The sequence below is a fragment of the Terriglobus albidus genome (assembly GCF_008000815.1).
Lineage (GTDB): Bacteria > Acidobacteriota > Terriglobia > Terriglobales > Acidobacteriaceae > Terriglobus > Terriglobus albidus_A.
Genome location: NZ_CP042806.1, coordinates 5,126,652 through 5,149,979 on the forward strand (window position 1 = coordinate 5,126,652; position 23,328 = coordinate 5,149,979).

23 protein-coding genes are annotated in these 23,328 nt (G+C 60.0%); 13 read left to right on the forward strand and 10 right to left on the reverse strand.

Annotated features, from left to right (window positions below):
• Positions 1–94: 94 nt before the first annotated feature.
• Both FTW19_RS20625 and FTW19_RS20630 read right to left on the reverse strand, forming a co-directional pair.
• Complete coding sequence (locus FTW19_RS20625) at positions 95–1,435, reverse strand: NAD(P)/FAD-dependent oxidoreductase (protein ID WP_147649437.1); 1,341 nt, start codon at positions 1,433–1,435, stop codon at positions 95–97.
• A 209-nt stretch (positions 1,436–1,644) separates the two neighbouring features.
• The gene (locus FTW19_RS20630; RefSeq protein WP_147649438.1) at positions 1,645–1,845 is read right to left on the reverse strand and encodes an allantoinase; all 201 of its coding nucleotides are present in this window, start codon (positions 1,843–1,845) and stop codon (positions 1,645–1,647) included.
• Between the two features lie 88 nt (positions 1,846–1,933).
• Between FTW19_RS20630 and trxB the strand changes: the two genes are divergently transcribed.
• The 3 genes from trxB (at position 1,934) to FTW19_RS20645 (ending at position 4,254) form a co-directional block, all read left to right on the forward strand.
• On the forward strand, positions 1,934–2,887 hold the full coding sequence (gene trxB, locus FTW19_RS20635) for a thioredoxin-disulfide reductase (RefSeq protein WP_147649439.1): 954 nt from the start codon (positions 1,934–1,936) through the stop codon (positions 2,885–2,887).
• A 477-nt stretch (positions 2,888–3,364) separates the two neighbouring features.
• Positions 3,365–3,778 (forward strand): VOC family protein, encoded by a 414-nt coding sequence (locus tag FTW19_RS20640; protein ID WP_147649440.1) that lies wholly within the window; start codon positions 3,365–3,367, stop codon positions 3,776–3,778.
• Positions 3,779–3,780: 2 nt separating this feature from the next.
• A complete protein-coding gene (locus FTW19_RS20645; protein WP_147649441.1) occupies positions 3,781–4,254 on the forward strand; it encodes a DUF4188 domain-containing protein in 474 nt (157 codons plus the stop codon).
• 139 nt (positions 4,255–4,393) lie between these two features.
• Here FTW19_RS20645 and FTW19_RS20650 read toward each other — a convergent pair whose 3' ends face one another.
• Together FTW19_RS20650 and FTW19_RS20655 are read right to left on the reverse strand one after the other, a co-directional pair.
• Positions 4,394–4,663 (reverse strand): hypothetical protein, encoded by a 270-nt coding sequence (locus tag FTW19_RS20650; RefSeq protein ID WP_147649442.1) that lies wholly within the window; start codon positions 4,661–4,663, stop codon positions 4,394–4,396.
• Positions 4,664–4,719: 56 nt separating this feature from the next.
• Positions 4,720–5,049: a DMT family protein gene (locus FTW19_RS20655; protein WP_147649443.1), complete on the reverse strand. Its 330-nt coding sequence runs from the start codon at positions 5,047–5,049 to the stop codon at positions 4,720–4,722.
• A 27-nt stretch (positions 5,050–5,076) separates the two neighbouring features.
• Between FTW19_RS20655 and FTW19_RS20660 the strand changes: the two genes are divergently transcribed.
• The 3 genes from FTW19_RS20660 to FTW19_RS20670 all read left to right on the forward strand — a co-directional run bounded on the left by FTW19_RS20660 (position 5,077) and on the right by FTW19_RS20670 (position 6,741).
• On the forward strand, positions 5,077–5,769 hold the full coding sequence (locus tag FTW19_RS20660) for a YggS family pyridoxal phosphate-dependent enzyme (protein WP_147649444.1): 693 nt from the start codon (positions 5,077–5,079) through the stop codon (positions 5,767–5,769).
• Positions 5,766–6,068: a DUF167 domain-containing protein gene (locus FTW19_RS20665; protein ID WP_222705483.1), complete on the forward strand. Its 303-nt coding sequence runs from the start codon at positions 5,766–5,768 to the stop codon at positions 6,066–6,068. The genes FTW19_RS20660 and FTW19_RS20665 overlap by 4 nt, the downstream gene beginning before the upstream one ends.
• A 67-nt stretch (positions 6,069–6,135) precedes the next feature.
• Positions 6,136–6,741, forward strand: coding sequence for a DUF882 domain-containing protein (locus FTW19_RS20670; RefSeq protein WP_147649445.1), 606 nt, complete (start codon positions 6,136–6,138; stop codon positions 6,739–6,741).
• A 244-nt stretch (positions 6,742–6,985) separates the two neighbouring features.
• On the opposite strand, the gene FTW19_RS20675 is transcribed toward FTW19_RS20670, so the two are convergent.
• The gene (locus tag FTW19_RS20675; RefSeq protein WP_187143082.1) at positions 6,986–8,716 is read right to left on the reverse strand and encodes a L,D-transpeptidase family protein; all 1,731 of its coding nucleotides are present in this window, start codon (positions 8,714–8,716) and stop codon (positions 6,986–6,988) included.
• 154 nt (positions 8,717–8,870) lie between these two features.
• On the opposite strand from FTW19_RS20675, the gene FTW19_RS20680 reads away from it, so the two are divergent.
• The 4 genes from FTW19_RS20680 to FTW19_RS20690 all read left to right on the forward strand — a co-directional run bounded on the left by FTW19_RS20680 (position 8,871) and on the right by FTW19_RS20690 (position 11,508).
• Positions 8,871–10,301 (forward strand): sodium:solute symporter family protein, encoded by a 1,431-nt coding sequence (locus tag FTW19_RS20680; protein WP_147650773.1) that lies wholly within the window; start codon positions 8,871–8,873, stop codon positions 10,299–10,301.
• Between the two features lie 102 nt (positions 10,302–10,403).
• Positions 10,404–10,730, forward strand: a complete 327-nt coding sequence (locus FTW19_RS25915) for a hypothetical protein (protein WP_187143083.1) — start codon at positions 10,404–10,406, stop codon at positions 10,728–10,730.
• A gap of 18 nt (positions 10,731–10,748) precedes the next feature.
• The gene (locus FTW19_RS20685) at positions 10,749–11,210 is read left to right on the forward strand and encodes a DUF1440 domain-containing protein (RefSeq protein WP_147649447.1); all 462 of its coding nucleotides are present in this window, start codon (positions 10,749–10,751) and stop codon (positions 11,208–11,210) included.
• Position 11,211: 1 nt separating this feature from the next.
• Positions 11,212–11,508, forward strand: coding sequence for a DUF503 domain-containing protein (locus FTW19_RS20690; RefSeq protein ID WP_147649448.1), 297 nt, complete (start codon positions 11,212–11,214; stop codon positions 11,506–11,508).
• Between the two features lie 191 nt (positions 11,509–11,699).
• Here the strand turns inward: FTW19_RS20690 and FTW19_RS20695 are convergent, their stop codons facing one another.
• The 5 genes from FTW19_RS20695 to FTW19_RS20715 form a co-directional block, all read right to left on the reverse strand.
• Positions 11,700–12,185 carry a Rid family hydrolase gene (locus tag FTW19_RS20695; RefSeq protein WP_147649449.1) on the reverse strand — a complete coding sequence of 162 codons (486 nt, stop codon included), beginning with the start codon at positions 12,183–12,185 and terminating at the stop codon, positions 11,700–11,702.
• Positions 12,186–12,253: 68 nt separating this feature from the next.
• Positions 12,254–13,846 carry a flavin monoamine oxidase family protein gene (locus FTW19_RS20700; protein WP_147649450.1) on the reverse strand — a complete coding sequence of 531 codons (1,593 nt, stop codon included), beginning with the start codon at positions 13,844–13,846 and terminating at the stop codon, positions 12,254–12,256.
• A gap of 215 nt (positions 13,847–14,061) precedes the next feature.
• Positions 14,062–14,427, reverse strand: coding sequence for a four helix bundle protein (locus FTW19_RS20705; protein WP_147649451.1), 366 nt, complete (start codon positions 14,425–14,427; stop codon positions 14,062–14,064).
• Positions 14,428–14,479: 52 nt separating this feature from the next.
• Positions 14,480–15,325 (reverse strand): Fpg/Nei family DNA glycosylase, encoded by an 846-nt coding sequence (locus FTW19_RS20710; protein WP_147649452.1) that lies wholly within the window; start codon positions 15,323–15,325, stop codon positions 14,480–14,482.
• Positions 15,326–15,337: 12 nt separating this feature from the next.
• Positions 15,338–20,014, reverse strand: a complete 4,677-nt coding sequence (locus FTW19_RS20715; RefSeq protein ID WP_147649453.1) for a DEAD/DEAH box helicase — start codon at positions 20,012–20,014, stop codon at positions 15,338–15,340.
• Between the two features lie 99 nt (positions 20,015–20,113).
• On the opposite strand from FTW19_RS20715, the gene cdd reads away from it, so the two are divergent.
• The 3 genes from cdd (at position 20,114) to FTW19_RS20730 (ending at position 23,242) form a co-directional block, all read left to right on the forward strand.
• A complete protein-coding gene (gene cdd / locus FTW19_RS20720; protein WP_147649454.1) occupies positions 20,114–20,554 on the forward strand; it encodes a cytidine deaminase in 441 nt (146 codons plus the stop codon).
• Between the two features lie 52 nt (positions 20,555–20,606).
• A complete protein-coding gene (locus tag FTW19_RS20725; protein ID WP_147649455.1) occupies positions 20,607–21,947 on the forward strand; it encodes a thymidine phosphorylase in 1,341 nt (446 codons plus the stop codon).
• Between the two features lie 65 nt (positions 21,948–22,012).
• Positions 22,013–23,242 (forward strand): NupC/NupG family nucleoside CNT transporter, encoded by a 1,230-nt coding sequence (locus FTW19_RS20730; RefSeq protein WP_147649456.1) that lies wholly within the window; start codon positions 22,013–22,015, stop codon positions 23,240–23,242.
• The last annotated feature ends 86 nt before the right edge of the window (positions 23,243–23,328 follow it).

The window sequence follows — 23,328 nt, forward strand, 5'->3', positions numbered from 1 at the left end:
CAGGGTATCCCGGAAAGAGCGTGCAGCGGCGTTTTCATTGAGGAAAACGCCCATAGATGCATAAGCCCTGCACTACACCTACAGGAGAAACGCTCTATCGTTTTGCGGTGAGCTCCGGAGCATTGAGGTCGAGCTTCTCTTCGACCTGCTGTTCATTCCATCCTGGCAGGTTCTGTGAGCCCACAATCAGCCGTGCGCCATCCTTGAAGAAGAGATAGGTGTACGCCCACTGGCGGAAGACCGAGAACCGGCTGCGGAAGTTGATGAGGAAGCTGATGTGGATCACCAGCCAGACGATCCACGCAGGAAAACCAGACATGTGCGCCTTGAAAGGCCAGATCACCTTGGCGATCGCCGCCTTACGGCCGATGGTGGCCATGTCGCCCTTATCGAAGTAGTGGAACGGAGTACGCTTCTCCCCGTTGATATCGGCGAGGATCAGCTTTGCGGCATGGACGCCCATCTGCATGGCCGGCTGCGCGGTACCGGGAACCTGACGCCCATCCTGCTCCACGTGCGCAAGGTCGCCGCAGATGAAGATCTCCGGATGGTTCTTTGGGTTTAGGAACTGGTCCACTAGTACGCAGCCACGCCGGTCGATCTCCACCTTAAGCAGCTTTCCGAGCGGTGAGGCTTGCACGCCCGCAGCCCATAGGGTGACGACGGTATCGATCCGCCTTGCGTCCGGTCCAGTGCCCAGAATCACGTACCCCGGCTGGACATCGGTGACGTGCTGCCCGGTCAGGACCTGAACTCCAAGGTCGTTGAGCTGACGGACAGCGCTCTCGCGAAGATCCTCCGGGTACGCAGCCAGAATGCTGGGCGAGCCCTCCAGGATCAGAACCTTGGCCTGTGATGGATCGATGTGGCGGAAGTCACGACGCATGTATAACTTGGCGATATCGGAGATGGCGCCGGCAAGCTCTACGCCGGTCGGTCCCCCACCGATGATGACGAAGTTCAGCTCCGGGTGCGTGCCTTTTTCGAGCATCTCGCGCTCGGCGAGTTCGAAGGCCAGCAGCACCCGTCGGCGGATCTCCACAGCGTCTTCGATCGTCTTGAGACCGGGAGCCAGCTTGGACCATTCGTCCTGCCCGAAGTAGGAGTGCGTCGATCCGGTGGCGACGATCAGATAGTCGTAGGTAAGCTGTGCACCCGACCGAAGATCGACCCGCCTGCGATCGGTGTCGAAGCCAATGGCTTCATCCATCAGCACCTCGACATTGGAATTGTGCCGAAAGACCGCACGAATCGGCTGAGCAATATCGGAGGGATTCAGCACCGCCAGAGCCACCTGGTACAGCAGCGGCTGAAAGGTATGGTGATTACGACGATCGACGATCGTGATATCCATCGCCTGCTTCGCCAGAGTCTGCGCTGCGCGTAGACCGGCAAATCCTGCACCCAGAATGACTACCCGTTTGCGTTCGGCCATCTCTACCCCCATGGAGCATTTTCCCTGTGGTGTAGTGTAGGGCTTCGCATCCTATGGGCGTTTTCCGCAATGAAAACGCCGCTGGACGCCCTTCCGGAATACCCAGCAACAGGGGAAATGCTCTAACCAATACGATGCAACAGGTTGTGTTACCGGCTCACCCAATTCCCCATCCAGCCCCAGATCAAAAGTAGGGGCAGAAGGTGCAATTAAATCTCGGGATAGAAGTCGAAGAAAGCATCCAGGCTCTGCTTCAACTGGGCTTCAATCTGTTCCCGGGAACCCTCCAGCAGATGCATCGTCACCCGGGCCGAATTGCCGTTCTTCAGCTCGATGGGGGCTTCGCCGACGGAGGAGATCTCATCGGCGGGCAGAAGTCGCATTCCATAGACAAGTACAAGATTCGCCATGGGTCTATTGTCGCTCCGAAACCAGACTGCCGCAGAGGGAGGGGACGGTTTGAATCTTCCGGACGCCGTTTACAATCAAACCTTAGCCATGTCCGACCATACAACCCGCGACACAGTCATCCTCGGTTCCGGCTGCTCCGGCCTGACGGCTGCCATCTATACCGCCCGTGCCAACCTGAAGCCCCTCGTTCTGGAGGGTCATGAGCCCGGCGGACAGCTTTCCATCACCACGCTGGTCGAGAACTTCCCCGGCTGGCCCCAGGGCGTACAGGGACCTGAGCTGATCGAGAACATGAAACAGCAGGCGACGCGCTTTGGCGCGGAGCTCAAGATGGCTCACCTGGTCTCGGTGGATCTCTCCAAGCGACCCTTCGAGCTGAACCTGGGTAAGGAGACCATCCACACCCGCACGCTGATCATCGCCTCCGGCGCTTCGGCCCGGTGGCTGGGGATTCCCAGCGAACAGGCTCTGATCGGTCATGGCGTCTCAAGCTGCGCTACCTGCGACGGCTTCTTCTTCTCCGGCAAAGAGATCGCAGTGGTGGGCGGCGGCGACTCGGCCATGGAAGAGGCGCTCTTCCTTACCCGCTTCGCCACCAAGGTGACGCTGATCAACCGCAGCGAGAACTTCCGCGCCAGCAAGATCATGCTGGAGCGCGCGATGGCTCACCCGAACATCGTCTTCCGAACCAGCACGGTGGTGGACGAAGTTCTGGGCGTGGAAGAGAAGGACGTCAAAGGCCTGAAGCTACGGAACATCAAGACCAACGTCGCGGAGAATCTGCCCCTGTCGGGCCTGTTCCTTGGCATCGGTCATGAGCCGAATGCGAAGGCGTTTCGCCACCAGATCGATCTGGACGATGACGGTTACATCAAGACCGTGAACAACGTCTTCTGCACACTAAATGGGCAGATTGTTCCCGGCGTCTTCGCCTCCGGCGACGTGCAGGACCGCCGCTACCGCCAGGCCATCACGGCTGCCGGCACCGGCTGCATGGCCGCGCTGGAAGTTGAGAAGTTCCTCGAAGAGCACGGAAGGTAATCGTAGGACGTTGGGGCGGGCCATCCAATTGCTGTCAGTCAGCGCCGGGAGCAGATTTTCCTGAGCTCTAGGAGCGAGGAGAGAACTGTAGCTGGTCTACTGGAACGACGAGCGACAACGAGATCAGGAAATCGGGGTCCCCAGTCAGCTTTGCTGGCTGGGGTGAAGAAAATCTGCCCCGGCCCTTCGGGTTGCGGCGCAAATTCGCCCATACTTCGTTGTCGGCCTCGACTGTGGACCCGCCACAGCCTTCGACCTCCGCCTCGTATGAACAAATTTGCGCTCGCAACGCTGCCGACAGAAACTGGATGGCCCGCCCCCAGGCCGCGATATCCTGTCGGCACCTTTAGAGCATTTTCCCTGTTGCTGGGTATCCCGGAAGAGGAGTGCAGCGGCGTTTTCATTGCGGAAAACGCCCATAGATTCGGATGCCCTTACTCTACACCTGCAGGGAAAATGCTCTACGGAGGTCCCTTCATGGAGATTCGCGGCCTTTGTCCGCTTCTGGGAGTCTTCGATATGCCGCGGTCGGTGCGGTTCTACTGTGACAACCTCGGTTTTGAGATCCATCAGCGTTCCGCGACCTACGCGGTCGAAGACGGCGTAGAGCTCTTTCATTGGGCATGGCTCAGGCGCGATGATGCGGAACTGATGCTGAACACCGCTTACGACGAAGGCCAGCGTCCCGACCTGGAAAATCTCATGCGCGTCGCGGCTCACCAGGACACCACGCTTTATCTCGCCTGTCCGGACGTGGACGGCGCCTATGAAGAGCTAAAAGCAAAGGGTGTCTCCTGTGAGCCTCCGCAGACGGCCTGGTATGGGATGCGGCAGCTAAGCATGCGTGATCCGGATGGATTCGGAGTTGTACTTCAGTGGAGGGCAGAGTAGCTATGGCGGTACAAACTGGACGCTACACCGCACAGATCGAAGGCGATTTCGTCGTCTTCCTGATCGGCATGCGCATCAACTCGCTATGGGCTGTGCACAAATGGATGCCGGTCACGCAGACGATGCCGCGCATGCTGAAGGAGCTCTATCGCCAGCCGGAGCTCGGCTTTCTTCGGCACGAAATCTTCCTCGGCTGGCGCATGCTGATGACGGTACAGTACTGGCGCACCTTCGACCAGCTTCATGCCTATGCCCATGCCCGCGATCATGAACACCTGCCGGCATGGGCCGAATTCAACCGCCGCGTGGTGAAGAGCGGAGCTGTGGGTGTCTTTCATGAGACCTACCTGGTGAAGGCCGGACAGTATGAAGCCATTTATTCGGATATGCCACGCTTCGGTCTGGCCAGTGCTGGACAGCATGTGCCTGCGATAGGACGGTTGAATACGGCTCGGGAGCGATTGCAGTCAGATTAGATGAGTTTTGAATTCCGGGGCTTCCTTACCCGCCCTAGCGTTGCGAGGGCGGGGCACCCCGGGTGGGACAATATCGTTCGATAAAAAGGCGGATCGAGCTAAGCTCGATCCGCCTTCGTTTTTATCCAGCAACCAGGAACTACTTCGGTGGCATTCCTGCTTCCGTGGCCTTCTTATCGGCCTTGTCCTGGGCCTTGTCGGCTTTCTTCTGTTCGCTGGAATCCAGCTGCTTCCGCTTGGCCTTATCAGCCTTTGCCTGGGCCTTCTCGGCCTTGGCTTCCTTCTTCAGCTGCTTCTGCTCCTGTTTATTGGCTTCCTGGCGGGTTTGCTGGCTGGTCTCTTGAGCCAAGCCGGCCAGGCCCAGGCTCAGGGCACACCCCAGTACCGCAGCGCGTGTCATGTAGGTCATCTTCCACCTCCGTGCGACCTCATAAGACGCGTATTGCACCATTTGTGCTGCCCAACTTAGAAGCGGTGGAACATGAAAAAGGCGGCGCCTACCAGACATCCAAAGGCGGCGAAGTAGTTCCAGCGCAGCCTCTCGCCGAAATACAGCACGGCGAAGACGCCGAAGACCGACATGGTGATGACCTCCTGCAGCACCTTGAGCTGTTCGGGAGAGAACTTGCCGGCGCCGATGCGGTTAGCCGGAACCTGCAGGCAATATTCAAAAAAAGCAATTGCCCAGCTTATGAGAATCACCTTCCACAGCGCGGCGTCGCGATGCTTCAGGTGGCCATACCAGGCGATAGTCATAAAGATGTTCGAACCAATAAGAAGCAGAATCGTCCACATACGTTCCTCAGATGCAAAACTAGAGATATGTCCATCGTAGAAAACCTGGAGCGCGTCCGCGAACAGATCGCCGCAGCCTGCGCCAAGGCAGGCAGAAGCGAAGCCGATGTCGCCCTGATGGCCGTCTCCAAAACGCATCCCGCATCGGCGATCGAAGAGGCATATGCCGCGGGACAGAGACTCTTCGGCGAGAACCGCGTGCAGGAGTGGGAGGCAAAATCCGCGCAGCTCTCGCTGCCAGGCCTGGAGATGCACCTCATCGGCCCGCTGCAGTCCAACAAGACCAATAAGGCCGCAGGACTGTTTCATACGATTGAAGCTGTCGATTCGTTACGCATCGCACAACGGCTCGACACAGCCGCACAGGCTCTTGGCCGCAGGCTTCCGATACTGATAGAGATCAAGCTCTCGCACGAAGACTCAAAGCACGGCATGGCTCCGCAGGAACTTCCTGCCCTGCTGGAGGCGCTGCCTGCGCTGAGCCATGTGATTCCGGTCGGCCTTATGACAGTGCCGCCGTTGGATGCCCAGGGCGAGGAGGCACGTCCCTACTTCCGCCGTCTGCGTGAGCTACGCGACCAGGCACAAACCAGGATCGCTACCCTCACTCATCTCTCCATGGGGATGTCGCATGACTACACCGTAGCGATTGAAGAGGGCTCCACCTGCGTTCGGGTGGGAACAGCCATCTTCGGTGAGCGGGAGTACTCGCAGCCGTGAGCCTGCGACTGCAGCAGAGCGGCGAGGATTGCCTGCTTCCGGTCCGGCTCCATCCCGGAGCCCGGCGCAACGCCATTACCGGCGAGCACGATGGAGCCCTCAAAATCGCATTGACGGCACCTCCCGTGGACGGCAAAGCCAACGAAGCCCTATTGCGCTATCTTGCTGAAATACTGGGAGTTTCTCTGAACCGGATAGAGTTGAAGAGCGGCCAGACCAGCCGATCCAAAATGGTTTTGATCACATGCATCCGGGCCGAGGAGGTCGCAGCAAAGCTGACACCGGCCACGTATACTTAGGGGAAGAGCAAGCCCAAATCCCGATTGCGATTTGCGAATCGCCATTCTTCATTCGGAGACTTTTTTCATGCAATTTCGCCGTCTGGCTTGCGGCGCTGTATTTAGCGCCCTCCTCCTGATGCTCTTTGGCTCCCGCACAGCGGCACACGCCAACGACCTCCCCACCGGCATAAATCCGGTTCCCAGCCGCCCTCTCGAGCAGTACCGTCTGCGTCTGCATCATCTGCATACCGGCGAGGACATCGATGTGGTTTACAAGATCGGCAACGAGTATGTCCCCTCGGGCATCGCGAAGCTGAACGGTTTTCTGCGGGACCATCGCACGGGCGATATTGCCCACTACGACCCGAAAGAGTTTGACGTGCTGCACACGCTGCTTGCCCGGCTCGGACGGCCCAACAACGTGATCGATATCGTCTGCGGCTATCGCACGCCGTGGAGCAATAACTTCCTGCGCGGCCGCAACGCGAATACGGGCGTGGCAAAGAACTCGCAGCATGTGCTGGCCAAGGCGATCGATATCCGGGTTCCGGGCATCACCACCGCGAGACTGCGTCAGGCGGCGCTGAGCCTGCATGCCGGGGGTGTTGGGTATTATCCGGTGTCACAGTTTGTGCATGTGGATGTGGGACCGGTGCGGCAGTGGACGTACGGTACGGCGCATAACGATTGACGAGTTTGAGCAGGTGGGAGCAGCGGGCTTCAGCCGGCTGATTTGAGTAGTACAACACAATGGGCTTTAGCCTGGGCCTTATCTGTCTCTCCTGAAAGGCCCAGGGCTAAAGCCCAACTTTATTTTGAGCCTGTAAACCGTGGGCTGAAAGCCCACGGCTCCCACCGGATCGAGCTTCACTCGATACCACTTTTCGCTTCGCGAAAGAGTGGAGAACAAAGCGGGTCCTTCGCCCTTCAGCGCTTTAAACGGTCTCTCCTGGTGCGGTCTTGGGCTTTACCTCTTCTTTGAACCAGGGATAGGGATAGCCCTTGCGCAGGACATCTTCGAGCTGTTTGTCGTACTGGTAGACATCGTCGTAGAAGTGGATGTCTCCATCTTCCGCGACCAGCGCCGTGGCATAGAAGATCACCACCGGAAGCGGCTGCTTCAGCACAACCGTCTTGTTGTCCGGACCATTGTTCATCGCGTCGTGGATCTTCTCTTCCGTCCACTCCGGCTGATCCTTCAGAACCCAGTCAGCAAGCTTCTCCGGTTCCTGCAGGCGGATACAGCCATGTGAGAAGTCGCGCTTGGAGTTGGCGAAAAGCTGCGTCGCAGGCGTGGAGTGCATGTAGATGTCGTACTGGTTGGGGAACATGAACTTCACCAGACCGAGCGAGTTCTTCGGGCCCGGCTTCTCGCGGACGATCACGCGGCCTTGTGCGATGGAGTCAGCGTTATAACTCGTCACCGGCTGGCCTTGCGCATTCACCACTTCAAAGTTCTTCTTTCCCAGATATCCGGGATCTTTCGCGACGTGCGGAGCGATCTCCTTGCGCGCAATGTTGGTCGTCACCGTCCAGTAAGGACGGAAGACGATGTATTTCATCTTCTGCGTGAAGACCGGCGTCTGGTGCTGACCGATGAACTGCCCCACGACGACGCGCATGCTGAAGTCGAGCTTGTGGGTTGCGGGGTCATGCACACGCAGAACAAACTCCGGCAGGTTCACCTGCAGCGGCGCCTTAAGAAACTCGTCAGGAAGCCAGCGCCACCGTTCCAGTGTGTCCTGGAACTGGTGAATCCTTGCTGCCGGAGAGATGTTCAGCGCTGCAATGGTCTGTGGCCCCAGTTTGCCATTCTCTTCCAGGCCATGGCGGTGCTGGAAGTGCTTCACGACATCCGCGACCTCAGCCGTGTAGGCATTTCCCTGCGGTGCTCCGCCCTCAGAGACATCGCCGAGGATCGTGAGCCGCTGCCACATGGCCTGCAGGCCGGAATACTCGCCACCGGGCAGAATCGGCTTCGCGATGGCCGGCAGCGGATCCCACTGTGGATTTGCCTTCGCCATATCGATGTATTTGCCGAGAGCCTCCTCGGTCGCGCGGTACTGGTCGCTGTTGGGCTCGACCAAGGCGATCTGCGAGGCGACATCTTCGGAGTCGACGACGTTTTCCGCGAGGAAGGTCGGCAGATCATAACGCTTTCCGAGGGCGTTGACGTCAAAGTCGAAGTGCTGAGGATTGACGCGGCCAATGTGGAGGTCGCTGATCAGGCGCATGGTGCAGACCGTCATCGCGATATCGAACTTTGCCAGCTCATCGTCCGAGGCGGAAGACATGCCGGCCAGGCGCTGCTGCCAGCGATCGGCATCGTAGTCTTCCGGGTTCAGTCCCTTGTGATCGATCGTCTGGAAGAGATGGATGACATCCGTCGTTGCCTTTACCGGCTTCTTATCGCGTGTCCACGCCAGGCGATATTCGCGCATGGCATAGAAGTTCTGTACGTAGTTCTTGTAGTCGGTGTAGTTGGGCCAGCGCAGCATGGGCAGATTGCCGGTGGCGTCCAACTGCTGCAGCTGATTGGAGTAATCCGGGGAGAAGGTCTCGAGCGTCTTGCCGACACCGTGCTTTCGCTTACAACCACCTGCTGTTACCAGAACCGCGATCATTGCCGCGGCAAACACACGACCACCCAGGACTCTACCGTTCACACAGCCTCCGTGCTGCATCTGTTCCCTTACGATGCCATAAGTGGCCCTATTGTCAGCCAGAGAAAACGGTGCGGCCTTCCAAAGACCCACCGGCGGGTAAGAAAAGGCATTCGATCCACAGTGCTTCCGCTACACTGTCGTGACACCGTTTGCTATGAACCTGTATGCCATCGTTCTGGGCACTATCGTCGCGACCCTGCTGACCGTCTCCTTCACCCGGCTTTCCAAGGTGAAGACGAAGGCAGATTTCCTGGTTGCAGGCCGCTCCCTTCCCGCCTTTGTTCTGGTCTTCACCCTGCTCTCCTCGTGGATCGGCTCAGGCTCACTTCTTGGCGGCGCTGAGAATGCCTATAAGCACGGCTTTGTTGCCCTGTGGCAGGGTGGCGGCGGATGGGCAGGGCTGTTCCTGATCTACTTCATCGCTCCCCGAGCACGGAAGTTTGCGCAGTTCACCATTCCCGATCTTCTGGAGGCACGCTACAACCAGACAGCCCGCGTGCTGGGAGTGATCGCCATTCTGTTTGCCTTTACCGCCATTACCAGCTACCAGTTCATCGGCGGCGGCGACATTCTTGCGCTGATCTTCCCAGACACGATCTCGCCGATGCTGGGCCGGTATATCATTGCCGCCTTCGTGATCTTCTTCACCGCGATTGCGGGGATGTCTTCGGTGGCTTACACCGATCTGGTGATTGGCTTGCTTGCGACCGTCTCACTGGTGGTCTCCTTCCCGCTGCTGGTCCATACGGCAGGAGGATGGGGCGCCGTGCATGCGGCGTTGCCGGCGAGCTACTTCACCCCCCTGGGTGACTTCTCCCTGATCCAGGCGCTGGAGATCTTTCTGCCGACCTGCCTGCTGATGCTGGGCAACCAGTCGATGTATCAGAAGTTCTTCGCGGCCAAGAGCGAGAAAGACGCCAGGGTCGCCGTGGTGGGCTGGATCATCGGCACCGTCATCCTTGAGACTGTGATCGTGGCGCTGGCGATCGTGGGAAATGTCCTGGCAAAGCAGAGTGGCTCGCTGCCCTATCCGCGCGAAATTCTGGCCTTTACAGCCCTGCACTCGCTGCCCAGCCTGCTGGGGGCTGTGATGATGGGCGCTATCTTTGCCAAGGTAATCTCCACGGCAAACAGCTTCCTGTTCTCGCCTGCCACCAACCTGATCAACGACATCTATGTACGCTATCTTTCTCCGGATGCGTCTGATAAGAAAGTATTGATTGTCTCGCGGCTGACAGTGGTTTTGCTGGGCGGGTGGGCTCTCTGGCAGGCTGTCGGCATTACCAGTGTCCTGGCCAAAACGCTCTATGCCTATACCATTTACTCAGCGGCGTTGACGCCGGTGATTCTGGCGGCATTCTTCTGGCAGCGTGCGACCGCTGCCGCGGCTGTCGCATCCATTGCAGCGGGTACGGTAGTGACCGTCTCGTGGGATACGGTCTGGGTGAAGCATCTGCTTCCACAGGCCATTGCGGAACGAGATGCAATTTTTCCTGCATTGCTGGTTTCACTCCTGTGCCTGATCGTTGTAAGCTACCTGACGCCGCCACCGGATAAGGAACACTTAGCTCGGTTATCGGCTTAAAATTTTCGTGTGGGAGTCACATCCCGTATTGTTTTCTCAGCGTCTATTCGTGCATTCACGAGAAACGACCCCCAACCTAACCCCATCCCAAAAGGACGAATCATGGAACTGAACGAAAACCTCCTGATGCAACCCGCCACCCACGACTTCGTACCCGAAGGCCTGCTGGCCCTCAACGCCGCCGAGATGTGGCAGGCCGCCCCCGTGACCGACGACGATGACGATGAGGATGAGGATTACGACGAAGACGAAGACGAGGATGATGAGGACGACGACGAGGACGGCGATTACGAGGACGAAGAAGACGACGACGCCGAGGATGAGGATGACGACGAGGACGAGTACGATGAGGACGGCGACGACGAGCCCGAGTACGAGGACTACGACGACGATGAGGAGGATGAGGAGGATGACGACGACTACGAATAGAGCATCCAACGAATTGCCATGTCGAACGCAAAGCCGAATCTACTGAAGGGCCTGCTGGCGGGTGTCGCCGCAGGCCTTGTCGCTACCGCTGCTAAGGGCCTCGTCGAGAAGTTCTATCCCCCGCACACGCACGGCGAGTTGGAGCCGTCGGAGCTTCTGGTGGAGAAGCTTGCGGGTCACCACCTCTCCCCTTCCACCAAAGCCACTGCGGCACAGACGATCCACTGGGGTTTCGGCGCACTGGCCGGCGGAGCCTATGGAATGCTCGCGGAACTCTATCCCGCTGCCACAGCGCGTAACGGAGCACAGTTTGGTGTCGTCCTCGCCACCCTGACCCATGAAAGCGCCTTTCCGAAGCTGGGTCTGGCAGCCGAACCGGAAGATCAGGATGTGCGTGAGCAGAGCAGCGAGATGATCTCCCACGTTGTGTACGGCGTGGTGACAGAGACGGTCCGCTCCGTGGTACGCCGCGTTCTCTAAGATGCCCATTGGTCGCCTGACGATCGAGCTTCACATCGAACATGCGCAGTCCCTGAAGGACCGCCGCCAGGCCGTGCGCTCGCTTAAAGACAAGCTGCGCCACGGTTTCAATATCGGCGTGGCAGAACTGGATGACGCCAGCCTGTGGAACCGCGCAACCATTGGCGTTGTGGCGATCTCGGCTTCGCGTGATTACGTGCTCGGCCTGCTGCAACAGGTGGAAGATGCGGCACATCGGCTGGCGCCGGGTTTGGGGGCTGAGATTCTGGATGCTTCGGCGGATTTGATGGAGGAGTAAGGGGTGGGTGAGGTCGAGACTTTACTCGGACCCATTTTTGTCATCCCGAAGGGATCTGTTTTTTGTCTTTACCCAGGGCTGAAAAACGGGTAGAGAAGCAGATTTCTCCGCTCCCTTCGGTCACTACGAAATGACAAACAAAACGAAGGCCGGCTCTAAGAGCCGGCCTTCGTTTCTGCCTGAGGCGGGATTTACTTCTTGCTCTTTACGGCGATGACTTCGATCTCCAGGGCGGCGCCGGGAGCGACCAGGGCCGCTACCTGCACGGCCGAGCGGGCCGGCTTGTTCGGCTGATCCTTGGTACCGAAGTACTTTACGAACTCAGAGTTCATTGCGGCGAACTCTAACTTGCCGGTCTTGGGATCGGCAGCCAGGAAGACGGTCGCCTTCACGACATCACCCATGGTCAGGCCCTGGGCCTTCAGCTGCGCGTCGATCTTGGCCAGCACTGACGCAGCCTGAGTCTTGGTGTCGCCGTAGTCGGCCGGGGTGCCCTTGGCCGGGTCAGCCGGGGTTACGGGCGAAGGAAGCTGGCCGGAGAGGTAATAGATGTCGCCGGCCCAGACGCCAGTGGCGATGAAGCCCTTGTCGTCCTGGATATGCTTGACTGTGGTCTGCGCGTGAGCGGTGGTGGCGGCAGCGGCGGCCAGGGCGAGAGCGAGGATGGTCTTCTTCATGCGAGGTCTCCTGAAAATTCGTTCACAAGGAAAACGGGGCGAGCCTGAATGGCCCGCCCCTGGTTATCTTAGGCGCTTACCGTGTCAGAGTGCTTTCCGCCGAGGCGGGCCGCCTTCACGTGGTCGCTGATCATCTGGATGGCGCGGCGTCCGCTTCCGGCGGCGCCCTCCTGCCAGCCCACCACGTGCGAGGTGTGGTCACCGGCGAAGTAGATGGGGCCATCGTTCTGCGTGATGGTGGCGTAGTCCGCCTTGGTGATGGCGCCGATCCATGAACCCTCATTCCACTTCACGTGCTTCCAGCCGCAGAAGACGGGCTTGGAAACCAGCTTGCCGTAGCCGGGGTGCATCTTCTCGATGGACTGACGCGACGACTCAAACTTCTCGTCCATCGACAGTTTGTTGAAGCCGTCGATCGCCTCATCCTGGTAGCCGGCGCAGATCATGCCGGGGCCATCGGAGAAGAGGTTGTTTGAGGGGTACCAGATCGGCTGCGGTCCTTTGGCCAGGAAGCTGAGGCCGCCGTAGATGTTGAAGTCCTTCTCCCAGAAGCGGGTCGAGGCTTCCCACGGCACCTTGTAGGAGCCACGGTAGGAGTCGGCAGCGCGGGAGACGGTGGCCTTTACCTCGGGCGACAGGTCCGCCTTGATCTTGTTCAGGATCGTCAGCGGCATGGCGCAGACGCAGTAGTCGGCCTCGATGGTGCGCTGCACGCCGGCCTTCTCGTAGACAACCTTCACACCCTTACCGGTCTTAGTGATCTCGGTGACCGGACAGTTGAAGTTCACGATGGGGCCGAGCGACTTGGCCAGGGCATTTGAGATCTGCTGCATGCCGTTGACCGGCTGCATCATGGTCGCCTGCCAGTCCCACTGCTCTTCGTAGAGCTCGGCGCTCCAGAAGTTGCCGTCCAGAAGCGCGTGCATCGGGATGGGCTCGCGGTTGACGATCATCTCCTGCGGGCCGGCGCCAGGATACTGGGTGACGTCGGCGCGGTCAGAGCCGGTGTACTTGTTCTTGCCGTCCAGCGGTCCCCACAGGTGCATGATGTCGGCCAGGCGCTCGCGGTCCTGCTTGGTGAGCTCGGAGTCGAGAGACCCGCCGTTCAAAGCCTTGGTCAGCAGTTCAGCCACTTCACCACGGGTGTCATTGATGACCTTGCGCTGGGTGTAGGGCTTGCCGCCGTTGACCTTGTCGTTCTGCAGCAGCGTGGAGCGGGAGGTGTTGACGCAGACCTCCATCGGCACCTTGAGCTCGCGCACATAGTGCAGGATGGTGCCGTGCACCGAGGGGATGCGGGCGGGACCCATATTCCAGTACAGGCCGGGAGCCCAGTTGATGTTCTGCTTGGTGCCGTCGACGAACTCAAGAACGTCGCCGCCGCGGGCCGAATAAGCACGGCCGCCGGGACGATGGCGGGCTTCCAGAACGGTAACGTTGTACCCGAGTTTACGAGCCTCGTAGGCAGTCACCAAACCGGCGACGCCGCCGCCAAGGACAACGATGCTGACACCTTTACCCGCACCGGTTGTGGCCTTAACTTGCTCAGCCTCAACTTCTTTCATCGGCATCAGGCCGAGAGCTTGCATGGTGACAACTGCAGCGCTGAAACCGCCAGCCTGCCCTACGCGCGTAAGGAAATCGCGCCGTGTAATACCCATGGGAAAAACACTCCTTTAGTTGCGACTGACCTTGGAGATGAAGCTGGTCCCCACGCAGATGGACGAATCCCCCGACGAGGAAAACCAAGAACTGTAGCCCGATGGAAACATCCTATAGGAATGAGGACTGATTGAATAATCGAATAATTGAATCACCAGCCCGAAGGGCTGGTGATTTGATGATTGAAGGAATTGAATGATTGAATAATGGCCACTTAACCCGAGTTGGAGTTCCTCAGATAGCCGGCAAAGCCTGTGAGTTGGCGGCCGACCTCTTCGATCAGCTCCTCAAGTTGGCTGGACAGCTGCTGATCGCCAAATTCCAATAGCCGAGCAATCGTAAGTTGAGTCTGCAGCTCGTTATTGGAGCCCCGGGCCATCACAACGTAACGATGGAAATCGGTCCGCCCTCGCGCGCTTCCTTCCGCAATATTGGAAGCAGTTGAGACGCTCGCCCGCCGCATCTGCGCAGTCAGGCCGTATAGCTCTTCTTTGGGGTAAGTCCTGGTGACACGATAGGTCAGTTCTGCGAGCTCAACAGCTCGCTGCCATACGGGCAGCTCTCGATAGGATTTCGGCATTCACGAGATTCTGCCGAAAGCGAAGATTTTATTCAATCATTCACTCATTCCATCATTCAATTTTCTGGCATTCCGGGCACCAATACGTCGACCTCGCCTGAATTCCTTGTTTGCGCGAGAGGATGGTGGTGCCGCAGCGGCGGCAGGGTTCTCCTGCTCGGCCGTAGACCCAGAGGCGTTCTTCGCGGTCGATGCGGCGGGTGGTGCGGCGCGGGCCGGTGAAGGTCACTATGTCGCCTCCAGCACCGTCTTTGATGTTGGCCTGCATGTAGCGTTGCGCGTGGTCGGCGAGATGCAGCATCTCTTCTTCGGTCATCGTGCTCATCTTGCGGAAGGGATGTACCTGTGCGGTAAAGCACACTTCTGACTTGTAGACATTGCCGAGCCCTGCCATTACCTGCTGATTCAGAAGGACGACAGCGACCTCATCTTCAGGATGCGAGGCGGCTCGTGCCTTGAGACGCTCCAAGCCGGTTTGCGGCGTGAAGTCTGCGTCCAGTACATCCGGGCCGAGCTTGGTCACAGACGTATGGCGTGCAAGCGACTGGGAGGTATGGAATTCAGCGATTGGGACATTGAACGCTACCGCCTCGAAACCGGCAACACCCAGAATGAGGCGCATGTCTTTGCGTGGCCGCCACCAGCGCTCGCCTGGACGATAGATGTGCCAGGAGCCGCTCATCATCATGTGTGTGAGCAGGATTAGATCACCGGAGAGGTAGATCAACAGCCACTTTCCGCGCGACTCTACCTTTTCGACAACTCGGCCGGTGATGGATGCATCGTCATGGACACGCTGCAAAGGAGCCAGTGCGGTTTCAAAGCGTGTGACCGTCTTACCGGTCAGCGCTTTAGTCAGAGCTCGTGCAGCGCGGAAGATGGTATCGCCTTCAGGCATACGGATCAGTACTCAGGTGAATTGCTGGACAGGAGCAAGTTGCTTTCGGAGATTGAAACCCATCGGCGCGGCAACGAAACCTGCTTCCAGCAAAGCTTTTGCTATCGAGCTCTCCGCCACAGGCACGCCATTGACCGTAGCGATCAGCATGCCTGCGCGCGAGCGATGTTCATCGCCTTCTTCTTTACGGCCGACGACGGCGGCGAAGAATTGCGCGAGAGATCGGGCCATCTGTGTGCGCGCCGGTTCTTCTTCAGGGAGGAAGACCTGCACATTCGGATTACCTCGGCGAAGATAGGCTGCCAACGCTCCATCGCAAAGAACGACACGCCCGCCGACAGAACGTGTCAGAGTGCTGGCTGCATCGGGAGCCGCAGGCCAGCGCAGCAAGGAACCGTAGGGATTAGCCGGATCAGTCGCGGCCAGGAGCAGCATCTCGGGCTCTTCCTGCTGCACCTTGTTGCGCAGGGTACGCAGTAGATCCAACCCGGCCGGTAGTGCGAACTGCACCGCGCCGAGATCTGCAGCGAAGTAGCCACGGCGAATTTTGCCCGATTCCTCCATCGCCTTCAACACGTCATAGATCGCCGAGAAACCTCCGGGCAGATTCTCCGCATGCGCTGTCTCGCGGAAGACGATGCCGTATCGCGCCAGGAGCTGCTGCGCCATGGCATGCGACCACTGCGTCGCTCGCTCCACTGGATCGACAAAGGCAACCGCGTTCAGCGCCCATCGCCCTTGCCCTGTTGGCGGAGTCGTCCGTCGCGATCGGAAACCGGAAGCAGCCTGCTGGTTATGGATGCGGCGCGCCGGCACTCGCGAGGTCGTGGACCGTTCGCTGTAGGCACGCAGCGCGTGCAGTGAATCGTTCGTCACCAGTCCCTTCCAAACCAGCGACCACAATGCATCGAGAAGATCGCCGGGATATCCTCCGCCGGTCCCTTCCAGCAGTTGCGCGAAGAAGGTTGCTCCGCGCTGCTGCAGATATTCAACGACCTGCAGCTCTTTGCCCGTTAGCTCCGGCACGGGCCGCGGCGTCCACAACAGCGGCAGCTTGTCGGCGAGGTAGAGGCCGACACGGCCATCACGCTCCCCTAACGGCTCCAGTCCGACCCAGATCACCTCTCCCGCAGCGATCAGCGTGTCGAGATCGGCAGGCTTGTATGTCGCGATGCGTGCGGGAAGAATCTCTCCCTCCAACAGTGATGCCGGTACAGGAGAGCCCTGTAGATTCTCAACCGCATCCAGCACCGCATCGAGACCGCGGCGCGGTGTGACAACTCCCTGCCAATTCGTGAAGAAGCGCGCCAGTACGCGTTGTTCCACCGGCTCAACTTCTTTACGCAGCTTCGCCAGAGACTTGCGGCGGATGGTGCGCAGTACCTCAACATCGCACCACTCACGATGCGATCCTTCAGGGCGGAAGCCGCCCTCTACGACGCGCCCCACCTGCACCAGACGCTGCAGTGTCGCCTCGACCTGGGGAGCCGGCAGAGCAAACCGCCGTGCAGCTTCCGCAGTCGTGAAGGGTCCATGCGTGCGGGCATAGCGGCGGACCAGATCTGTCAGCGCATCCTGCGTCTTTTCTAAGAATGCCGCCGGAAGTCCCGGCGGTAGCGGGATACCGAGCGCATCGCGATACCGCGCAGCATCCTCCACCGCGATGAGGCGCTTGTCGCCGGCGATGCTGATCTCCAGCACGCGCCGCGATTTCTTCAGCCGGTCCACCGTCAGCGCGATCTCGGGCGAGACCACACGCTCCAGCAGTTCCGATGGCCGCAGATCACCAAGCCGCAGCAGCAGATCATGCACACCGTCTGCGTTGCGTGCACGATATCCTTCGGCGCGGAGCTGAAGCTGTTCTTCGGTCTCTGCGATGGCCGCCGCGTCCAGAAGTTCGCGCAGATCGGCATCGCCCATCAGCTCACGAAGCTGTTCCTGGTCGATCGACAGCGCCTGTGCACGGCGCTCGGCCAGCGGAGCATCGCCGTCGTAGATGTAGTTCGCCACATAGCTGAAGAGCAGCGCCGAGGCAAAGGGCGAAGGCGTGCGCGAATCAACCGTATGCACGCGCAGATCGCGGCGTGCGATGAGTGCGAGGATCTCCCGCAACGCGGGCAGATCGAAGACATCGCGCAGGCATTCGCGGTATGCCTCCAGCAACATGGGAAACTCCGCATAGCGCGATGCCACCGCCAGCAGGTCGTAAGCGCGTTTCCTCTGCTGCCACAGCGGAGCCCGTCCGTCGGCACGACGGCGAGGCAACAGCAGCGCCCGCGCCGCAGCCTCGCGGAACTTTGCCGCAAACAACGCTGTTGCTCCGAGCTGACGCATCACCAGTTGCACTGCTTCGTCCGGCTCCGGCAGAAGCTGCTCCACGACAGGAGGCTCATCAGTCTCTGGAAAGCGCAGGACAAAACCATCCTCAGACCACATCGTCTCCACATCGCCGCCGTTTGCCGCCTTCACGCGCGCCGTGGCCGCCATGGCCCAAGGCGCGTGGACGCGCGATCCGAATGGAGTGAGCACACAGACGCGCCAGTCACCCAGCTCATCCCGCACGCGTTCGATGACGAGGTTACGATCGTCCGGAACAATACGTGTCGCTATCTCCTGATCCGCGAGATAACGCAGTACGTTCTCCGCCGCCATGGGATCGAGATCATGCTCCCGCGTCAGCTTTGTCACCGCAGCCGGCCGTGGCATATCGCGGAGTTCACGAACAAGCTGACCGATCCTGCGGCCGAACTCCAGCGGACGCCCTGCTCCATCGCCGTGCCAGAAGGGCATCTTGCCTGGCTCTCCCGGGGCTGGAGAAACCAGCACTCGGTCATGCGTAATCTCATCGATTCGCCACGTCGATGCTCCCAGCACAAACGTGTCGCCGGTGCGCGACTCGAAGACCATCTCTTCATCCAGCTCACCAACGCGGACCGGTTTTGCCCGCTCACCGGAGAGGAAGACACCATAGAGGCCGCGGTCCGGAATGGTGCCTGCATTGAGGATCGCGATGCGCTTTACGCCCTCGCGCGGCAGCAACCAGTTGGCGGTGCGGTCCCAGGTCACGCGCGGACGCAGCTCGGCGAATTCGTCCGAAGGATAGCGGCCGGCCAGCATATCGAGTACGCCATCGAAGCTGGTACGCGAGAGCCCGGCAAAGTTCGCACATCCTCGCACCAGATCGAAAAGCGCGTCATACCCAATGCCGGGCGACTCCTCGCGGCGGCGCGTACGCCACCCTTCGGCAGTCTCGGCATCCATCGGCGGCTGCGACACAACAGCAACGATCTGCTGCGCCAGCACGTCCAGCGGATTACGCAGGAAACGCGTTGCCTCCACATGGCCTTCATGCATGGCACGCGTCACTGCCGCACATGCAACCAGGTCTGCCCTGTACTTGGGAAAGATTACGCCCGATGACGGAGCGCCCACCGTATGCCCGGCACGTCCGATGCGCTGCAGGCCGCTGGCGACCGAGGGCGGAGCCTCGATCTGGATCACAAGGTCCACGGCGCCCATATCGATGCCAAGCTCGAGCGATGAGGTGGCGACCAGAGCCTTCAGCCGGCCCTCCTTCAACATCTCCTCAATCTCAGAACGTTGTGACGCAGCCAGACTGCCGTGATGGGCACGCGCGATCTGCTCTCCTGCAAGATCATTGATCGCGCCCGCGAGGCGCTCGGCGATACGCCGTGCATTGACGAAGAGAATGGTGGACTCGTGCTGACGGATGATCTCCAACAGCCGCGGATGGATAGACTGCCAGATGCTGGTGCGCTTCGGTCCCTGCGATGCAGGGCCGCTGGGAAGGTCTTCCACCTCGCCTAGACGGGCCATATCTTCGACCGGCACCTCGACGCGGAGCTCCAGGCGCTTGCGGGCTCCGGCGTTGACGATCGTTACCGGCCGGAAGCGTATGCCGGCCGCGGCCTCATCGGGCTCTTCTCCGCCTGGCTGCGATTGCGCCTCTTCCACCGGCGGGCGACTCTCTGCTCCCCCCAGGAACCGCGCCACTTCCTCCAACGGCCGTTGTGTCGCACTGAGGCCAATACGCTGCAGCCGACGTCCGCAGAGAGCCTCCAAGCGCTCAAGCGACATCGCCATGTGCGCGCCACGCTTGGTGGGAACGAGAGCATGGATCTCATCGATGATGACGGTCTCGACGGACCGCAGCGCCTCTCCCGCCTCACTCGTGAGCAGCAGGTAAAGAGACTCCGGAGTCGTGATCAGAATGTCGCCGGGGTGGCGGCGAAAGCGCGCCCGCTCCAATTGGCTGGTATCGCCGGTACGCACGGAGATAACGGGCTCGTAGAACTCCGTCTCCATCTGCCGCGCCTGGTTGGCAATGCCTGCCAGCGGTGAGCGCAGATTGCGTTCGACATCCACCGCCAGCGCCTTCAGGGGCGACAGATACAGAACCGTCACACCCTGCCCTTGCTTTTCGGGAGGCGTCTGCAGCATGAGCCGGTCCAGACACCAGAGGAATGCGGTCAACGTTTTACCGGTACCGGTCGGCGCCAGAATCAGTGTGGAGTCGCCGCGTGCAATGGCCGGCCAGCCCTCCACCTGCGGCGGCGTCGGCGCCTCAAAGACGGCGCGGAACCACGCTGCCGTGACCGGGTGAAAGAGCTCCAGCACATCGGCTGCGGGGGTGGCGGGGCTGGAGGCGTCTTTCGTCGTGCGGGCCATGCGTTGCGTCTATTAGATGCTGCTCTGAGGCTTATGGCGAGTGCTGGTTACACCCACCATCAAACCCAGCCGTTGCCTTTGGTATGATCGTTTTCCACGATGACGACAGCTCCGAAACCGCACGCCTCCGGCCTGGACCATGAACTGATTGAGCAACTCCACACGCTCGCCCAGCGCGTCGCGCGGAACTCTTATTCCCCGTACTCGAAGTTCAAGGTGGGAGCGGCGGTGCTTCTCTCTGACGGCTCCATTCATGTGGGTTGCAATGTAGAAAACGCGTCGTACCGGCTAACCTGCTGCGCCGAGCAAAGCGCCATCTCCTCGGCGGTGTCGCACAAGGGACCAGAGATCAAGATCCGCGCCGTCTCTGTCACTAACCTGAACGGTGCGGCCAGCATGCCCTGCGGCGCCTGCCGCCAGACTCTGTTGGAGTTCGGCGACACCGAGACCTGGATCTTCTTCCCCGGTCTTGATGGAGTGGCCGCCTCAGCGCCGTTATCCGCCCTGATTCCCTTCGGCTTCAAACTCGCCCACGACTAGCCGCCGGTGAGCCGGTATGCTGTCCTGATGCACGCGAAGGACCTGCAGCACCATGTCTGAACATCTTCATCCCATTGACATCATCCTTGCCAAGCGCGACGGCAAGGAATTGAGCGGCGAACAGATCGAAAACTTCATCGCCGACGTTGTATCCGGTGACGTCACCGACGCCCGGCTCGCCGCCTTTCTGATGGCAGTCTTTCAGCGCGGTCTCACCCGCACCGAGCTTGCCTATCTGACCAGCGCCATGCGTTTTTCCGGCGAGGTCTTCGACGCCGCCATCTCGCGCGGGACCAATGTCGATAAGCACTCCACCGGCGGTATCGGTGACAAGACATCGCTGCTGCTGGCGCCCATTGCGGCCGCCGCGGGCCTGTGTGTCCCGATGATCTCGGGCCGCTCGCTGGGACACTCCGGTGGGACCCTGGACAAGCTTGAGACCATTCCCGGCTACAACACGCAGCTCACCATGGAACAGTTCGGTGAGGTCATCCGCAAGGCCGGCTGCTCCATCATCGGGCAGACCGAACGCCTGGTCCCCGCCGACCGCATCCTCTACGCCATGCGCGACCACACCGGCACGGTGGAATCGCCCTATCTGATCTGCGCCAGCATCATGAGCAAGAAGCTCGCTGCCGGCCTCAATGCGTTGGTGCTGGACGTAAAGACCGGCTCCGGCGCCTTCATGAAGAAGGTCGAGGACGCGGAGTTTCTGGCCAGCCTTCTGGTCTCGACCGGTGAGCTCGCCGGCACAAAGACCGGTGCTCTGCTCACGACCGTCGATCAGCCATTGGGCCGTTTCAGCGGCAACTGGATTGAGGTGTGGGAGTGCGTGGACATCATGAAAGGTATTCGCCACCCCTTTAGCGAAGACCTCATCGAGTTGACGATTGGCCTCGCCGGACAGATGCTCTTCCTCGGCGGGAAGGCAGGTTCCGCGGAAGAGGGCGAACGCCTCAGCAAGGAACTGCTGGAGAACGGCAAGGCTTGGGAGCACTGGGTACTGATGGTAGAAGCCCATGGTGGCGATGTCCGCGTCTTCGAGAATCCAGCAGCCTTCCACAAGCCAGCCGCCACCCGCACCCTGACAGCAAAGCGTAGCGGCTACCTGGCATCGATGAATTGCACGCAGGTCGGCTGGGCGATCCAGCGTCTGGGCGCCGGACGCGAACGGCCAGGTGACCCGGTCAGCGCCGATGCCGGCCTGACGATGCACGCCAAACTCGGTGACTACCTGAAGGAAGGCGATCCACTAGTGACCATCTTCGCGGCCAGCACTTCGAAGATCGATGGTCCAGCTGAGATGCTGATCGAGACCATGGAGATCAGCGACGAGAAGCCGCAGGTGCGTCCGCTCATTCTGAAACCAATTACCGCGGCTGATGTGAAGTAGCACTGGTGTAGCGGCGCGGAGGCCGTTACACTCCGTGTACACCGTTCACCCCCTGGAGTCATGATTTGGGTCGATTTACCGGATTGCTTGGCCTGGTGACGCTGCTTGGCGTCGCGTACGTTCTGTCCACCAACCGCAAAGCGATTCGCTGGCGCACCGTGGGCTGGGGCCTGGGGCTGCAACTGCTCTTCGCCTTTCTGGTCATCAAGTGGACGGTTGGACAACAGATCCTGGCCAAGTGCTCTTACTTCATCACCAGCTTCCTGGGCCACTCGGTCGATGGATCCTCGATGGTCTTTGGTCCGCTGGGCGATCCTAAGAGCCCGCTCAGCATCTTTGCCTTCGCGGTGTTGCCGACCATCATCTTCGTCTCCGCCTTCTTCGCTGTGCTCTATCACCTGGGCGTCATGCAGTGGGTCATCCGTGGCATGGCGTGGGTGATGCAGCGGACGATGGCAACCTCCGGCGCGGAGAGCACGAACGTTGCCGCCAGCATCTTCATGGGCCAGACCGAAGCGCCGCTGACCATTCGCCCGTTTCTGAATGGAGCGACGCGGTCAGAGCTGATGACCATCATGACCTCGGGCATGGCCCACGTCTCCGGCGGCATTATGGCTGCGTATATCTCCTTCGGTATCCATGCGAAGGACCTGCTCTCGGCAGTCATCATGACTGCGCCCGGCACCATCCTGCTCTCGAAGATGCTGGTGCCGGAGACCGAAGTTCCCGCTACCGCCGGTACCGTTCACATGCCTCCGCAGGATGGGGAGCACTCCAAAGAGAACCTGATCGGCGCTATCGCGCGCGGCACCATCGATGGCGGACAGCTCGCCTTCAATGTGGCCATCATGCTGATCAGCTTTCTGGCCCTGGTAGGCCTGGCAAACGGCATCATGGGCGGCATTGCGAAACATATTCCCTTCCCGCCCTCGCTGAACTCGGTTCTCGGGTTTCTCTGTGCACCGGTGGCGTGGCTGATCGGAATTCCCTGGCATGAAGCGCGTACGGTGGGGAACCTGCTCGGAACCCGAGCCATTCTGAATGAGTTCATCGCCTACAAGAACCTCGGTGACCTGGCAAACGCGCACGGTATCTCCGCCCGATCGCTTTCGATTGCCACCTTTGCCCTTTGCGGATTCGCCAACCTTGGCTCCATCGGCATGCAGATCGGCGGTATCGGAGCCCTGGCCCCCAGCCGCCGCAACGACCTTGCCCGGCTCGGCCTGCGCGCCATGCTGGCCGGAACGATGGCCAACCTGGTATCGGCTTCGATCGTCAGCATGTTGATCAGTTAATCGTTCCAATCGGAAGACCATCTCTCGCAACCGCAAGACCGGCCGATGATATTGGTGGGCGGCAAAGCGTAACCAGAACTCGCTCA